Source organism: Pantoea sp. Tr-811 (assembly GCF_011752535.1).
Lineage (GTDB): Bacteria > Pseudomonadota > Gammaproteobacteria > Pseudomonadales > Pseudomonadaceae > Aquipseudomonas.
In genome coordinates, this window is record NZ_VWXJ01000006.1 from 189,764 (window position 1) to 204,841 (window position 15,078).

Annotated in this window: 13 protein-coding genes; 5 read left to right on the top strand and 8 right to left on the bottom strand. The window is 64.4% G+C overall.

The genetic code is table 11. From position 1 onward, the window contains the following. Window positions 1–80 precede the first annotated feature (80 nt). Complete coding sequence (locus tag F3J44_RS11715; protein WP_167272473.1) at window positions 81–1,610, top strand: catalase; 1,530 nt, start codon at window positions 81–83, stop codon at window positions 1,608–1,610. A 157-nt stretch (window positions 1,611–1,767) separates the two neighbouring features. Here F3J44_RS11715 and F3J44_RS11720 read toward each other — a convergent pair whose 3' ends face one another. Continuing rightward, window positions 1,768–2,778 carry an AraC family transcriptional regulator gene (locus tag F3J44_RS11720; protein ID WP_167272476.1) on the bottom strand — a complete coding sequence of 337 codons (1,011 nt, stop codon included), beginning with the start codon at window positions 2,776–2,778 and terminating at the stop codon, window positions 1,768–1,770. Window positions 2,779–2,943: 165 nt separating this feature from the next. Here F3J44_RS11720 and F3J44_RS11725 point away from each other — a divergent pair, with 165 nt between their 5' ends. The 3 genes from F3J44_RS11725 to F3J44_RS11735 are packed head-to-tail and all read left to right on the top strand — an operon-like array spanning window position 2,944 to window position 5,583. Next, window positions 2,944–4,128 (top strand): acetyl-CoA C-acyltransferase family protein, encoded by a 1,185-nt coding sequence (locus F3J44_RS11725; RefSeq protein ID WP_167272478.1) that lies wholly within the window; start codon window positions 2,944–2,946, stop codon window positions 4,126–4,128. 13 nt (window positions 4,129–4,141) lie between these two features. Beyond that, window positions 4,142–4,990: a 3-hydroxybutyryl-CoA dehydrogenase gene (locus F3J44_RS11730; protein ID WP_167272480.1), complete on the top strand. Its 849-nt coding sequence runs from the start codon at window positions 4,142–4,144 to the stop codon at window positions 4,988–4,990. A gap of 11 nt (window positions 4,991–5,001) precedes the next feature. Then, a complete protein-coding gene (locus F3J44_RS11735; RefSeq protein ID WP_167272482.1) occupies window positions 5,002–5,583 on the top strand; it encodes a TetR/AcrR family transcriptional regulator in 582 nt (193 codons plus the stop codon). A gap of 113 nt (window positions 5,584–5,696) precedes the next feature. Here F3J44_RS11735 and F3J44_RS11740 read toward each other — a convergent pair whose 3' ends face one another. The 5 genes from F3J44_RS11740 to F3J44_RS11760 are packed head-to-tail and all read right to left on the bottom strand — an operon-like array spanning window position 5,697 to window position 12,178. Next, on the bottom strand, window positions 5,697–6,074 hold the full coding sequence (locus F3J44_RS11740) for a response regulator (protein ID WP_023629509.1): 378 nt from the start codon (window positions 6,072–6,074) through the stop codon (window positions 5,697–5,699). Window positions 6,075–6,118: 44 nt separating this feature from the next. Next, window positions 6,119–7,345 (bottom strand): hybrid sensor histidine kinase/response regulator, encoded by a 1,227-nt coding sequence (locus tag F3J44_RS11745; RefSeq protein WP_167272485.1) that lies wholly within the window; start codon window positions 7,343–7,345, stop codon window positions 6,119–6,121. After that, the gene (locus F3J44_RS11750; RefSeq protein WP_167272489.1) at window positions 7,339–7,914 is read right to left on the bottom strand and encodes a chemotaxis protein CheB; all 576 of its coding nucleotides are present in this window, start codon (window positions 7,912–7,914) and stop codon (window positions 7,339–7,341) included. Before F3J44_RS11750 ends, F3J44_RS11745 begins: the two co-directional genes overlap by 7 nt. Continuing rightward, the gene (locus tag F3J44_RS11755) at window positions 7,911–8,732 is read right to left on the bottom strand and encodes a protein-glutamate O-methyltransferase CheR (RefSeq protein WP_167272492.1); all 822 of its coding nucleotides are present in this window, start codon (window positions 8,730–8,732) and stop codon (window positions 7,911–7,913) included. The genes F3J44_RS11750 and F3J44_RS11755 overlap by 4 nt, the downstream gene beginning before the upstream one ends. Continuing rightward, the gene (locus tag F3J44_RS11760) at window positions 8,729–12,178 is read right to left on the bottom strand and encodes a response regulator (RefSeq protein WP_205299833.1); all 3,450 of its coding nucleotides are present in this window, start codon (window positions 12,176–12,178) and stop codon (window positions 8,729–8,731) included. The genes F3J44_RS11755 and F3J44_RS11760 overlap by 4 nt, the downstream gene beginning before the upstream one ends. A gap of 269 nt (window positions 12,179–12,447) precedes the next feature. Between F3J44_RS11760 and F3J44_RS11765 the strand changes: the two genes are divergently transcribed. Continuing rightward, window positions 12,448–12,798, top strand: a complete 351-nt coding sequence (locus F3J44_RS11765; protein ID WP_167065239.1) for a response regulator — start codon at window positions 12,448–12,450, stop codon at window positions 12,796–12,798. A gap of 102 nt (window positions 12,799–12,900) precedes the next feature. Here F3J44_RS11765 and cobF read toward each other — a convergent pair whose 3' ends face one another. Both cobF and F3J44_RS11775 read right to left on the bottom strand, forming a co-directional pair. Further along, a complete protein-coding gene (cobF, locus tag F3J44_RS11770) occupies window positions 12,901–13,650 on the bottom strand; it encodes a precorrin-6A synthase (deacetylating) (RefSeq protein WP_167272498.1) in 750 nt (249 codons plus the stop codon). A gap of 23 nt (window positions 13,651–13,673) precedes the next feature. After that, window positions 13,674–14,963, bottom strand: a complete 1,290-nt coding sequence (locus F3J44_RS11775; protein WP_167272501.1) for an OprD family porin — start codon at window positions 14,961–14,963, stop codon at window positions 13,674–13,676. Window positions 14,964–15,078: the final 115 nt, after the last annotated feature.

Genomic DNA, 15,078 nt, shown 5'->3' on the forward strand with positions numbered 1-15,078 from the left:
TACAGGTAGAAGCCACCTACTGTGCGCAACCTACGGTCTTACTAGCATCGGCGCTTCCTTCATCAAGCGAGCGCCCTTCCATGCGAGCCACCCGCCACCGCCGTGCTGCATTGGCCATCCTGTGTGCCACCGTGATCGTCAGCCCCACGCTGCTGGCCGCCCCCCTGACCCGCGACAACGGCGCGGCGGTGGGCGACAACCAGCATTCGCAAACTGCAGGCAACGCAGGCCCGACCCTGCTGCAGGATGTGCAGCTGATCCAGAAGCTGCAACGCTTCGACCGTGAGCGCGTACCGGAGCGCGTGGTACACGCCCGCGGCACCGGTGCCCATGGTGAATTCACCGCCTTCGAAGACCTCTCTGCACTCACCCAGGCTGCGTTGTTCACCCCCGGTAAGAAAACCCCGGTGTTCGTGCGTTTCTCCTCGGTGGTGCACGGCCTGCATTCACCGGAAACCCTGCGCGACCCCCGCGGCTTCGCCACCCGGTTTTATACCAGCAGCGGCAACTGGGACTTGTTGGGCAACAACTTCCCGACCTTCTTCATCCGCGATGCCATCAAGTTCCCGGACATGGTCCACGCCTTCAAGCCAGACCCGCGCACCAACCTGGGCAACGATGCCCGGCGCTTCGACCTGTTCTCGCACATGCCCGAAGCCACGCGCACCCTGACGCTGCTGTACTCCAACCAAGGCACGCCGAAAAGCTACCGGCACATGGACGGCAACAGCGTGCATGCCTATAAATTCGTCAACGCCCGGGGGCAGGCCACCTACGTGAAGTTCCGCTGGAAAAGCCTGCAGGGGCAGGAAAACCTCGACCCCAGGGCGGTGGAAAAAATCCAGGCCAAGCACTTCAGCCACATGACCGAGGATTTGGTCCACGCCATTAACCGGGGCGACTTCCCCAAATGGGACCTGTACATCCAGACCCTGCGCCCCGAGCAACTGGCAAGCTTCGACTTCGACCCGCTGGACGCCACCAAGATCTGGCCCGACGTGCCTGAGCGCCGAGTTGGGCAGATGGTACTCAACCGCAATGTCGGCAACCACTTCCAGGAAACCGAACAGGTCGCCCTGGCCCCTTCCAACCTGATCACCGGCATCGAGCCTTCCGAGGACCGCCTGCTGCAAGGTCGCCTGTTCTCCTACGCCGACACGCAGATGTACCGGGTGGGCGCCAATGCCGGCAGCCTGCCGATCAACCAGCCCCGGGCGGCGGTCAACAATGGCAACCAGGACGGCGCACTGAACCCCAACCGTAGCCGCAGCATGGTCAACTACGAGCCGAGCCGCCTGCAGCCGAGCATGGTCAGCCCGACGGCCCGCGCCAGCCAGCTGGCCTTGAGCGGCACCAGCCAGCAGCAAGGCATCGCCCGGGAGCAGAACTTCCGCCAGGCCGGTGAGCTGTACCGGTCGTATTCGGCCAGCGAGCAGCGCGACCTGGTGAACAGTTTCGGCCAGTCGCTGGCGGTGGCCGATGACGAGAGCAAGCACATCATGCTGTCGTTCCTGTACAAGGCCGATGCCGAGTATGGGGCGAAGGTGGCCAAAGTGGCCAAGGGCGAGCTGCAGCGGGTCAAGGCGCTGGCGGCGCAGCTGGAAGATTGACCGCCCAGGCGCGCGCCCATCCTCTGTTGTAGGAGCGGGCTTGCCCCGCGAAGCAGGCGACGCGGTGCGTGGCACCGGCTTCGCCGGTGTTCGCGGGGCAAGCCCGCTCCTACAGGGTTCTTTGTTAAATCAGATGTTTCCATAGGGCTGACATCCCCTACGGAATCGCCAACCTCGCGCGGTAACTGCCCGGGCTCTGCCCCGTCCACTTCTTGAACGCCCGGTGAAACGCACTGGGCTCCTGGAACCCGGCCTGTTCGGCAATTTCGGCAATGCTCAACACCCCCTCGCGCAAGCGCTCGAAGGCCATGGCTCGGCGCACCTCGTCCTTGATCTGCTGGTACGAACGCCCCTCACGCTCCAATTGCCGGCGAAAGGTGCTGGCACTGATGCCCTGGCGCTCGGCCAATGCCGCCAAGGTCGGCCACTGCCCGTAATGGCGGGTGCGCAGGTGCCGGTACACCTGGGCCACCAAACCGTTGTGGTTGCGAAAACGAATCACCAGCCCCTGGGGTGCACTGCGCAGGAAAGTCTTCAACCCCGCCAAGTCCTGCACCACCGGCAAGCGCAGCCAGGCGCTGTCGAACTCAACCTCGGTACGCCCGCTGCCCAGGCGCAAGTCTGGCCCCCACAGCAGCGGGTCATCATCCTGGGCCGGGCGGGCCACGGCCAACTCCGTGCGGTCGATGGCGATGCGCCGCCCGGCCAGCCAGCACAGCAGCCCGACGACCAGCACCAAGTAGGTTTCCTCGGCGTAAACCCGAGTCAGCGGGTCGGCGATGGCCGAGCGCACAACAATCACCGCACGCACGCCGCGCACCGTCAGGCTGCCCTGCAGGTCGCGCAGGAACAGGCCGAAATTGCCCAGGCACTGGCGCAAGGCCTTTTCCAGGTTCGGCTCCTGGATCAACCCCCGGCAGATCAAGGCGAAGCTGCCCAGCGGCATGCCATGGCTGTCGAGCTGGAAGAACTCATCGCCCAGCAGCGCGATCATTTCCAGCCATAGCTGGGCAAAGGCCTTGGCCGGCACCCGCGCCTGGGGCTGGCCGAGCAGCGCCGGATCGATGCCCACCCCGCGCAGCCGCGCATCACGGGCCTCGGGCTGCTCGCGCAGGGCGTGGAGCATGGCGTTGAGAAAGTACACCGCGACCGTATCGGTATCGCGCATGGGAATTCGCTGTCTATGCTGAGTGGCAAAAAGTGCCAGGTTGACTGAACAGATCCGGCATAGGCTGCGCTAAAGCCTTTGCCTAGACTCGGACCCCATCCGGGATCGCCGGCCATTCTCGCAGAGCCTGGCCCGCTCCCGCCATGCCCACGCAATGGAGCCGCCATGAGCAACGCAGAAATCTATGTCGTCAGTGCCGTCCGTACCGCCATCGGTGGCTTCGGAGGCGCCCTCAAGGACCTGCCCCTGGCAGACCTCGCCACCGCCGTGACCCGCGCCGCCATCGAGCGCTCAGGGGTGCCTGCCGAGCAGATCGGCCATGTGGTGATGGCCAACGTCATCCCGACCGAGCCGCGTGATGCCTACCTGTCGCGGGTGGCCGCCATGAACGCCGGCATTCCCAAGGAAACCCCGGCCTTCAACGTCAACCGCCTGTGCGGCTCGGGCCTGCAGGCCATCGTGTCGGCGGCCCAGTGCCTGGCCCTGGGCGATGCCGAGGTGGCCCTGGCCGCCGGCGCCGAGTCCATGAGCCGCGGCCCGTACCTGCTGCCGCAAGCCCGTTGGGGTGCACGCATGGGCGACCTGCAGGGCATCGACTACACCGTCGGCGTGCTGCAAGACCCCTTCGAACACTTCCACATGGGCATCACCGCCGAAAACGTCGCCGCCAAGCTGGGCATCAGCCGCGAAATGCAGGATGAGCTGGCCCTGACCAGCCAGCGCCGCGCCGCCCGCGCCCAGGCCGAGGGCCGTTTCGACAGCCAGATCGTGCCGCTGGAACTGAAAACCCGCAAAGGCAGCGTGCAATTCGCCATCGACGAGCACGTGCGTGCCGACGTCAGCGCCGAGCAACTGGCCGCCATGAAGACCGTGTTCAAGAAAGACGGCACCGTCACCGCCGGTAACGCCAGCGGCATCAACGACGGCGCCGCCGGCCTGGTGCTGGCCACCGCTGATGCCGTGCGCCGCCTTGGCCTCAAGCCCTTGGCGCGCCTGGTGGCCTACGCCCACGCTGGCGTGGAGCCGGAGCTGATGGGCCTGGGGCCGATCCCGGCCACGCGCAAGGTGCTGGAAAAAGCGGGCCTCACGGTGGCCGACCTGGACGTGATCGAGTCCAACGAAGCCTTCGCCGCCCAGGCCTGCGCAGTAGCCCGCGAACTGGGCTTCGACCCGGAAAAGGTCAACCCCAACGGCTCGGGCATTTCCCTCGGCCACCCGGTCGGCGCTACCGGGGCGATCATCGCCACCAAGGCCATCCATGAGCTGCAGCGGATCCAGGGCCGCTACGCCCTGGCGACCATGTGCATCGGCGGTGGCCAGGGCATCGCCGTGGTCTTCGAGCGAGTTTGAGGGGGGCACCAGCATGAGCATTGAACAGATTGCAGTGATCGGCGCGGGCACCATGGGCAACGGCATCGCCCAGGTGTGCGCGGTGGCCGGCTACCAGGTGCTGCTGGTGGACGTGTCGCAGGCGGCGCTGGAGCGCGGCGTGGCGACCCTGGGCAAGAACCTGGAGCGCCAGGTGAGCAAAGGCACCCTCGATGCCGAACGCGCGGCGGCGGCGAAAACCCGCATTCGCACCAGCACCGACTACGCCGAGCTGGCCACTGCGCAGTTGGTGATCGAGGCGGCCACCGAAAACCTGGCGCTTAAGCAGCGCATTCTGCAGCAGGTGGCGGCCAACGTAGGCGCAGACTGCCTGATCGCCACCAACACCTCGTCGCTGTCGGTGACCGAGCTTGCGGCCAGCATCGAACAGCCGCAGCGCTTTATCGGCGTGCACTTCTTCAACCCCGTGCCGATGATGGCCCTGGTGGAAATCATCCGTGGCCTGCAGACCTGCGACAGCACCTATGCCCAGGCCCTGCTGGTGACCGAAAAGCTCGGCAAGACGCCAATCACCGCCGGTAACCGCCCAGGCTTCGTGGTCAACCGCATCCTGGTGCCAATGATCAACGAAGCGATCTTCGTGCGCCAGGAAGGCCTGGCCAGCGCCGAGGACATCGACACCGGCATGCGCCTTGGCTGCAACCAGCCGATCGGCCCGCTGGCCCTGGCCGACCTGATCGGCCTGGATACCTTGCTGGCGATCATGCAGGCCTTCCACGAAGGCTTCAACGACAGCAAGTACCGCCCTGCCCCGCTGCTCAAGGAAATGGTCGCGGCCGGCTGGCTGGGGCGCAAGAGCGGCCGCGGTTTCTTCACCTACTAGGAGCGCAGGCCATGCCCCCGGTCAATGCCGCGATGCGCTGTGCCAACTTCGAGGAGCGACGCGACCGGGCCATGGCGCTGTTCGCCGAAAAGGGCTTCGGCCAGGTCAGCATGCGCGAGCTGGCGGCGCATGTGGGCTTGACCGCAGGCTCCCTGTATCACCATTTCCCCAGCAAGCAAGACCTGCTGTACGACCTGATCGAGGAGCTGTACGAGGAACTGCAAGCCACCCTGGAGCAAGGCCGCCGGGCCATGGCACGCGGGGCCTCGGCCATGGGTTGCCTGATTGCCGCGCATTGGCAATTGCATGCCGAACGGCCGTTGCAGTTTCGCCTGGCCGAGCGGGACTTGTGCTGTTTGAGTGAGGCGCAGCAAGCGCGCTTGGCGGTGCTGAGGAAGGGCTATGAGGCAGGGTTGCTGCGGCTCATTGCGCCGCGTTCCATGCTGCAAAAAGAGGAGTGGGTGGCCACGGCGCATGTGCTGGCGACCTTGCTCAACCAGTTGCCTGGGATGCTCAAGGGGCTGCCTGAGGAACAGGGGCTTGGGTTGATGGAGCGCCTGCTGGTGGGTGGGGTTGAGCGGATTTTGCGCTAGGCTGTGCCGGCCTCTTCGCGGGGCAAGCCCGCTCCTACAGGGGTCGCACACACCCCTGGGCGCTGCGCTGTATCCGTAGGAGCGGGCTCGCCCCGCGAAGAGGCCGGCACAGGCTAGCGCAACAGGGCCTGAATCTGCTCGTGCAGGGTATCGAGGTCGAACGGCTTGGCCAGAATCGGCGCCTTGCGCGCGATCGGGCTGCCGGACTCGAGGATTTCCGCCGGGTAACCGCTGATGAAGATCACCTTCAGGTCCGGGCGCAGCTTCACCGCAGGCTCGGCAATCTCCACCCCGGAAATACCACCTGGCAAGCGGAAGTCCGTCACCATCAGGTCCAGGTGCGGCTTGCTCGCCAGAATGGCGAATGCCTGCTCGCCATCCTCGGCCACCAGCACGTGGTAGCCCTCACCTGCCAGGTAATCGCGCAGGATCATCCGGATCGCCGGCTCATCCTCAACGACCAACACCACATCTTGTGCATCTTCGCTCATGATAACGCCTTGAAATTCATACAGTTGGCCATCAGACCCCAGGCCTAGGCAGAGGTTGCCCGCACCTGGTCATTTTGTTCGGTCACACCCGCCAGCGGCAGCAGCAGGCTGAACGTGGCGCCCTCGCCGACTTCGCTGTGCACCTGGATGCGGCCGCCATGGGCATGCACGATCTGCTCCGAGATGTACAGCCCCAGGCCCAGCCCGCCGCTGGCATGCTGGGTGGCCACCCGCTCGAACTGCTGGAAAATCCGCTGCTGGTTGGCGGCGCTGATGCCGATGCCGTGGTCCTGCACCTGTACCCAGGCCATGCCCTCCTGCTCGAACACCCGCACCTCCACCGGTTGCCGCTCGCCGTAACGCAAGGCATTGGACAACAGGTTGGCCAGTACTTGTTCAATCCGAAATTCATCCCACTCGCCCACCAGCGCCTGGCAACGCTGCAACACGATCTGCGTGCCCTGGGCCGTGGCCTGGGCGGCGAAGTTCTCCACCAGGCCTTGCACCAGTTGCCCCAGGTCGAATGGGCGTGGGCGCAGCGACAGTTTGCCGGTGCGGATGCGCGACACGTCCAGCATGTCCTCGATCAGGCGGATCAGGCTGTTGATCTGCCGCTCGTCACGCTCGACCATCGCCTGCAGCTTGTCGGCGCTGAAGGCGCCAAGGTTGCCACGGGCCAGGTGCATCTTGCGCAGTTGGGTTTCCAGGATCAGGCCATTGAGCGGCGTGCGCACTTCGTGGGAGACGATCGACATGAAGTCGTCGCGCATGCGCACGGCGTGCTCCAGTTCGCAACGCGCCGTCTGCAACTGCCCCAGCAGTATCTCCTGCTCCTGGCGGCTGCGCTCCAGGGCCTGCAACTGGCGGTCGAGGACCTTGCGCTGGCGGTACAGGTCGACGAACACCGACACCTTGCTTTTCACCGCCAGGGTGTCCAGAGGCTTGTGCAGAAAGTCCACTGCGCCGCTTTCATAACCTTTGAAGGCGTAGTTCATCTCGCGCCCGGCCGCGGTAACGAAGACGATCGGGATATTGCGGGTCTTTTCCGTACCCCGCATCAGCTCGGCCAGCTCGAAGCCGTTCATGCCCGGCATCTGCACATCGAGGATGGCCAGGGCAAACTCGTGTTCGAGCAACAGCGACAAGGCCGCCTCTGCCGACTGTGCCTGGTGCACCTCGCGGTCCTCGCCCTGGATCAGGGCATCGAGGGCCAGCAGGTTTTCCGGCAGGTCGTCGACGATCAGCAGTTTGGCAGGGGTGAGGCTTAGCATGCGCAGGGTTCCAGGGTGGCGAGCAACTGCCCGATACCGCTCAGAGAAAGGATTAGGTCGGGCTGGTGCAAGGCCAGGGCGGCCTCGGGCATCAGCGCCACCTGTGCATCGCGGGGGTCCTGGACCACGGTCCGGCCGCCGCTGTTCTTGATGTAGGCAAGGCCTTCGGCGCCATCCTCGTTGGCCCCGGTGAGCAGGATGCCGAGCAGCCCGGCGCCATAGGCATCGGCTGCCGAGGTGAACAGGTAGTCAATGGCCGGGCGCGAGAAGTGCACCGGTTCTTCCTGGCTCAGTGACAGGCTGAAGTCGGTTTCCACCGACAGGTGATAGCCCGGCCCGGCCACGTAGACTTGCCCCGCGCTGATCACTTGCTTGTCCGCGGCCTGGCGCACCGGCCGGTGCAGGCGCCGCTCCAGCACTTCGGCCAGCTGGCTGTGGCGGTCATCGGGCAGGTGCAACACGCACAGCACCGGGATGGCGAAGTGCTCCGGCAGGCTGCCCAGCACGGTGAACAGTGCCGTGACGCCGCCCGCCGAGGCGCCGATCACCACCGCGCGCACGCCCTTCATGATTTGCGGAAAATCCGTTCAGGCTTGACCAACGGCTCGAAGCGGTCGCTGTAGGCGGAAAAGTCCACCGATTCCTTGCTGCCCAGCACCAGGAAGCCACGGTGGCACAGGGACTCGTGGAACAGGCCCAGGGCGCGGTCTTGCAGGTCCTTGTTGAAATAAATGAGCACGTTGCGGCACGACACCAGCTGGGTTTCGGAAAACACACTGTCGGTGGCCAGGCTGTGGTCGGCGAAGGTCACGTTCTCGCGCAGGCTGCTGTCCATGATGGCGTTGCCATAGGCCGCTGTGTAGTACTCGGAGAAGTCCCGGCGGCCACCGGCCAGGCGGTAGTTTTCCTCGTATTCCTTCATGCTCTGCACCGAGTAGATACCCTGCTTGGCGCGATCCAGCGAGTGCGGGTTGATGTCGGTGGCATAGATGATGGTGCGCTCCAGCAGCCCTTCCTCGCGCAGCAGGATGGCCATGGAGTACACCTCCTCGCCCGTGCTGCAGCCAGCGATCCACACCTTGATCGACGGCCAGGTGCGCAGCAGCGGCACCACCTCCTGGCGCAAGGCCAGGAAGTGGCAGGGGTCGCGGAACATTTCGCTGACCGGAATCGTCAGGTACTGCAGCAACTGCATGAACATGCCCGGGTCGTGCAGCACCCGCTCCTGCAACGCCGACACCGTCAGGCAGCTGAACTGGCGCAGTGCGTGCAGGATCCGGCGCTTGATCGAGGCGCCGGAGTAATTGCGAAAGTCGTAGCTGTACTTGAGGTAGATCGCCTCGATCAGCAGCCGGATCTCGATATCGGTGTTACGTTCGCTAGTCAAATTCGCTCCAGTTGCGGCAGCCACACGCGGATCAACGAGAACAAGCGGTCCAGGTCGATCGGCTTGGCGAGGTAATCATTGGCGCCCGCCTGCAGGCAACGTTGCTGGTCGTCCTTCATCGCCTTGGCGGTGACGGCGATGATCGGCAGCTTGCGCCAGCGCGGCTGCTGGCGAATCAGGCGAGTGGCCTCGAAGCCGTCCATCTCCGGCATCATCACGTCCATCAGCACCAGGTCGATGTCGTCGTTGCGCTCCAGTTGCTCGATGGCCTCGCGCCCGTTGCGGCCGATTTCGACGATGGCGCCCTTGTGCTCCAGCGCGCTGGTCAGGGCGAAGATGTTACGCACATCGTCGTCCACCAGCAGCACCTTGCGCCCCTCGAACACCTTGTCGCGGCTGCGCGCGGTCTTGAGCATGCGCTGACGTTCGTTGGACAGCTGCGATTCGACTTTGTGCAGGAACAACGTCACTTCGTCCAGCAGGCGCTCTGGCGAACGCGCGCCCTTGATGATGATCGAGCGCGAATACTTGAGCAGGTCGGCCTCCTCCTCGCGGGTGAGGTTGCGCCCGGTGTAGACGATCACCGGCGGGAAGGCGCGGATGTCCTCGGCGGTCATGCGCTTGAGCAGCTCGTTGCCGAGCATGTCGGGTAGCTTGAGGTCGATGATCATGCAGTCGTAGATGTTGTCGCGCAGCAGCTCCAAGGCGTCCTGGGCCATGGCCACGGCGGTGATCTCGACGTCATCGTCACCGATCAGGCGGGCGATGCTCTCACGCTGCAGGTCGTCGTCCTCCACCAGCAGGATGTGCTTGAGCTTCTGGGTGAGCTTGGCTTCCAGGCGGGCAAACACTTCCTTGAGTTCCTCGCGGCTGGTGGGCTTGACCGCATAGCCCACCGCCCCCATGTGCATGGCCGCCTCGACGCGGTCCTCCACGGAAATGATGTGCACCGGGATGTGCCGGGTGCTGGCCTGCTCCTTCAAGCGTTGCAGCACGGTGAGGCCGGAATGGTCGGGCAAGCGCATGTCCAGCAGGATGGCGTCGGGCACATACTGCGCGGCCAGCTCGTAGCCCTCGTCTGCGGCCTGGGCCACCAGGCAGCTGTAGCCCAGCTCGTGGGCCAGGTCGAACAGAATACGGGCGAAGTTGGGCTCGTCCTCGATCACCAGGATGCAGCGGTTGTTGAACGGTGCACGGTCGCGGTCGTCGGCGAACGCAGGCGCCTGGCGCTTGACCACTGCCGGTGCGGCGGCCTTGGGCGCCGGCGGCAGGCTATCGACCGCCGGGCGCAGGCTCAGCGCTTCGATGGGCTTGCCTTGCGCCTCGAAGTGCTCCGGCAGGGTCAGGTTGAACACGCTGCCCTTGCCGGGGCTGCTGTCGACGCTGATCTGCCCACCCAGCAGGTGCGCCAGGTCACGGGAAATCGACAGGCCCAGGCCCGTGCCGCCGTAGCGGCGGTTGCTGGTGCCATCGACCTGGTGGAAGGCGCCGAAAATCGCCTCCAGCTGGTCGGAAGCAATGCCGATGCCGCTGTCGCGCACCGAGAAGGTGATGCCAGCGCCCGGCTGGTGGCTGATGCTCAGGCTGACCTGGCCGCGTTCGGTGAACTTGAGGGCGTTGGACAGCAGGTTCTTGAGCACCTGCTCCAGGCGCTGGCGGTCGGTGAACAGGGTCGCCGGCACCTGCGGTTCGACGCTGACCTCGAAGGCCAGGCCCTTGTGCTCGGCCATGGGCAGGAACATGCCGCGCAGGCCCTCGACCAGGCGCTCAAGCTGGGTGTTTTCCGGGCGCACTTCCAGCTTGCCGGCCTCGACCTTGGCGATGTCGAGGATGTCGTTGATCAGGTTGAGCAGGTCGTTGCCCGCCGAATAGATGGACTCGGCGAACTTGATCTGCTCGGCGCTGAGGTTGCCCTCGCCGTTCTCGGCCAGCAACTTGGCCAGGATCAGCGAGCTGTTGAGCGGCGTGCGCAGCTCGTGGGACATGTTGGCGAGGAATTCAGACTTGTACTTGCTCGAACGCTGCAGGTCGTCGGCACGGGCCTGCAACTCTTCCTGGGCCAGGCTCAGCTCGTCGTTCTTGCGGTCCAGCGACTCGGTACGCTCGGACAGCTGTTCATTGGTTTGCTCAAGCTCGGCCTGCTGGGTTTCCAGGTGGGCCTGGGACTCCTTGAGCACCCGCGACTGTTCTTCAAGCTCTTCGTTGGCGGTTTTGAGTTCTTCCTGCTGCACTTGCAGCTCTTCGTTGAGCTGCTGGGTTTCAGCCAGCACTTCCTGCAGGCGCTGGCGGTAACGGGCGCTTTCGATGGAAATGCCCAGGTTGCCGCCCACCCGCTGCAGCAACTCTTCATCACGCTCCACCAGCGGGCGCAGGAAACCGAGTTCGAGCACGCCATTGATCTGCCCGTCGTCGCTGGCCGGCATCAGCAGTGCGCTGCGCGGCAAACCGCTGCCAAGGCCAGAGCTCAGGTGGTAGTAATCTTGCGGCAGGTCGTCCAGGCGCAGCAGGCGCCCTTCGCGCACCGCCTGGGCCAGCAGCCCGGCATGGTCGCCCAGCACTTGCTCGCGGGCCTGCTCCTCGGCCGCCAGGCCATAGGTGGCCACACGCACCAGGCGGCCATGCTCGTCGCGTACGTACACGGCGCCGACCACGCTGCCCAGGTAACTGGCGAAAAAGCGCAGGATATTCTCGCCCAGCATCGGCAGGGTCAGTTGGCCCAGCACTTGCTCGGCCAGTTGCGTCTGGCCAGCGCGCAGCCAGGCCTGCTGTTCCAGGCGCTGGGCGGCACGTTCCTGGGCTTGCAGGTTATCGTTGTAGGTGCCGGACAAGGTCATCAGGTCGCGACGGCCGAAATAGGCCAGCAACCCGCTCAGGCCAACCAGCAGCACCACGAATACGGTAATGGATGTCACCGTCACCGAGCTGACCGACTCGGTGCGCGTCATGCGCAGCTGTTGCTCGGTGCCGACCAGGGCATCGAATTCCTTGCGAATTTCGTCGGTGATGCGCTTGCCGCGGCCATTGCCGATCGAAGCCCGGAAGTCACCGCCGCTGCGGCGCTGGGTGATCATTTCGCTGGCGAAGCTGTTCCAGGCATTTTGCAGGGCAATCAGCCGGTCGATCCGGTCGACCTGCTGGGGGTTGTCCTTAACCAGCTCCTTGAGGCTTTCCAGGCTGCCCAGGACGCGGGGTTTGGCGACCTCGTAGGGGTCGAGGAAACGCTCGTCGCCGGTCAGCAGGAAGCCGCGCATGCCGGTTTCCATGTCGATCGACAGCTTGACCGTCTCGTTGGCGTTGCCGATCACCCGGTCGGTGTGCTCGACCCACTGCATGGCGGTGAGCAGGTAGTTGATCACCGCAACAAAGGCCACTGCGCCGAGCAGGCCTACCCCAAGGGGCAAACCAATGTTGCGGCTCAACAGCTTGCGGAAACTTTGCTGGTCCATCGTGGCTGCTTGAATCATCTGGAAACGCCCGCGCGTAAGAGTCCATGAAAAAGTGTGGCGGCCGGCGCCTGTCATTTGCCTGCCGCTGCGCTCACCGGTACACAGCGAGTCTAACCAGCTTTCGCCGGTTCGGCAGGGCATTTAGCCAGTATTTGAAGGTGGCATGCGCGAATCGTTCCATCTATTTGCATAGGCCGGTATCCTCGGGAACTTCTGCCAGTGCCTGGCGCACAGAGTAGGACACGCCTTTTTTTCAACAGGAAGCCAACATGCACCTTTTGGTAGTCGAAGATGACGACATCGTCCGTATGCTGATGGTCGAAGTGCTCGACGAATTGGGCTACAGCACCCTTGAGGCGGAAAATGCGGCGGCGGCCCTGAAGGTCATCGAAGATGCCGACCAGCACCTGGCGCTGCTGATGACCGACGTTGGCCTGCCGGACATGCGCGGCGAAGCGCTGGCGGCCAGGGCGCGCGCCGTCAGGCCGTTGCTGCCGGTGCTGTTTGCCAGCGGCTACGCCGAGAGCTTCGAGGTGCCCGAAGGCATGCACCTGATTGGCAAGCCGTTCAGCATCGAGCAGTTGCGCAACAAGGTGTTGGAGATTCTGGGTACGCCTTGAGGTGGGGGGCCTATCGCGAGCTGCGCTCGCTCCTACGAGGGTTGACGCAGGCCGGGTAGGAGCGAGCACCGCTCGCGATGGGCCGCGCAAGCGGCCCTTGCTCTACACTTCCCGGCGCAACAGGTAGGTGTCCATGATCCACCCCTTGCGCGCCCGCTCACGCTCGCGAACCTCCAGAATCTGCGCCTTCACCGCCTGCAGGGGCCCGGCAATCAGCACTTCATCCTCGGTACCCAGGTAGGCCCCCCAGTAAATCATCAGCCCAGGGTCCTGCAGGGCGGCAAATGCCCCCTGCCCGTCCAGCATCACCACCACGTTGTCCACCTGCTGCAACTCGGCCAAGCGCCGCCCAGGCAGCACCAGCAACGGCTCACCGATGCGGTTCAGCGGTACCTGGTGCCGCGCCGCCAGGGCCTGCACGCTGCTGATGCCCGGTATCACCTGCAAGCGCAGCGCCACCCCACGTTCGCGGACCAGGTCGAGGATGCGCAAGGTGCTGTCATACAGGCCAGGCTCCCCCCATAGCAAAAAGGCGCCAATATCCTCGGCGCCCATTTCCGTTTCGAGCAATTGCGCATACAGCGCCGCCCGCTGGCGGTGCCAGTCGTGCACCGCGCCCAGGTAGTCGGGCGCCTGGGCATCGCGCTTGGGGTCTGCCACTTGCACCAGGCGGTAGCCGCCCTCTGGCCGGTAACGTTCGAGAATGGCTTTGCGCAGGTGCACCAGCTCGTCCTTGCCAGCACCCTTGTCGAGCACGAAGAACAGCGTGGCACGGCGCAAGGCCTCGACTGCCTCGACCGTGACCTGCCGTGGGTCGCCCGGGCCAATGCCGATCAACAACAATGTTTTCATGGCTCCGCCCGCTACCTGGCCCCTTAGAAGATAGAGAAGTTATAGCTGACAATGACCCGCGTCTCGTCCATGTCACGCGCCCACTTCTCATAGTTGCTGCGGAACGTGGAATTGCGCAGGCGCACGCTGACATCCTTGAAGGTGCCACTTTGCACCTGGTACTTCAATTCGGTGTCGCGTTCCCATTCCTTGCCCTGGGCATTACTGCCCGGCACCTTGACATGGTCACCGTTGATGTAGCGGGTGAGGAAACTCAGGCCCGGTACGCCAAGGGCCTTGAAGTCGTAGTCGTAGCGCAGTTGCCAGGAACGCTCCTGGGCGGCGGCGAAGTCGTTCACCTGGGCATAGTTGACCAGGTACGGGTTGCTACCGTCGAGGTACGGCATGGCGCTCTGGCCATACATGCGCTGCCAGCCGGCACTGATCTTGTGCCCGCCAAGGCTGTAGCCGAGCATGCCGCTGAACGCACGGTGGCCGATCTCGCCGGCACGTGCGTTGCCGATGTCATCGCTCTTGATCAGGCGCAGGTCGGCCGACAGGCTGCCCACCGCCAGCGGCTGGCTGGCGACCAGGCCGAGAAAGTGCTGGCGGTAGATGTTTTCCAGTTTCGCTACCTGGTACTGGGCGCTGACCTTGTCGTTGAAACGGTAGTCCACGCCGGCCAGGTCGAAATGGTCCGCCGTGATATCGCAGGCATAGCGCTTGTTCTTGCAATGCACGCGAATATCCTGGCGGTCGGTGGAATCGCGCGCGGTGTATTGGTTCAGGCGCGCCAGGGTGAACGTCAGGCCTTGCACCTGTTCGGACGTGAGCATCGCGCCATGGAACAAGGTGGGCAGCAGGCGGCCATCGTTGTACTTGATCAAGGGCAGGTCCGGCATCATCGAACCGTACTTGAGCACGGTGTTGGAAACCTTCACCTTGGCCGCCACGCCAAGCTTGGCGTACTGGTCTGCCGAATGCCGCGGGTCATGCCCGGAAGACGGCAGCAAACCACTGTTACTGTCAGCGGCACTGGAATCGAGCTTGAGGCCGAACAAACCCAACGCATCTACGCCAATGCCGACCGGGCCCTGAGTATATCCAGACTGTACATTGAGAATAAAACCCTGCGCGGACTCTTCGCGCTTGGATGCGCCCTGGCTGGAACTGCTGTGGCCGTCACGAAAATCGCGGTTGAAATATACCGTGCGCGCTTCGAGCTTGGCACGGCTGTCTTCAAGAAAACCGCCGGCCTGGGCCTGGGCTCCGGCACACAACAGCAACAGGCCGGCAACACGGCGCCCGGGGGCGAGAGCAAGGGGGGCAAACATGCGAGGGAACGTCCACAAGAAAGGCAGAAAAACGAAGCACAGCGCGGTGGCGGCACAACAAGGGGCCCGGCGAAAGAACGCCCAGCCATCATCGGAAATCATCGCCCAAGCGCTC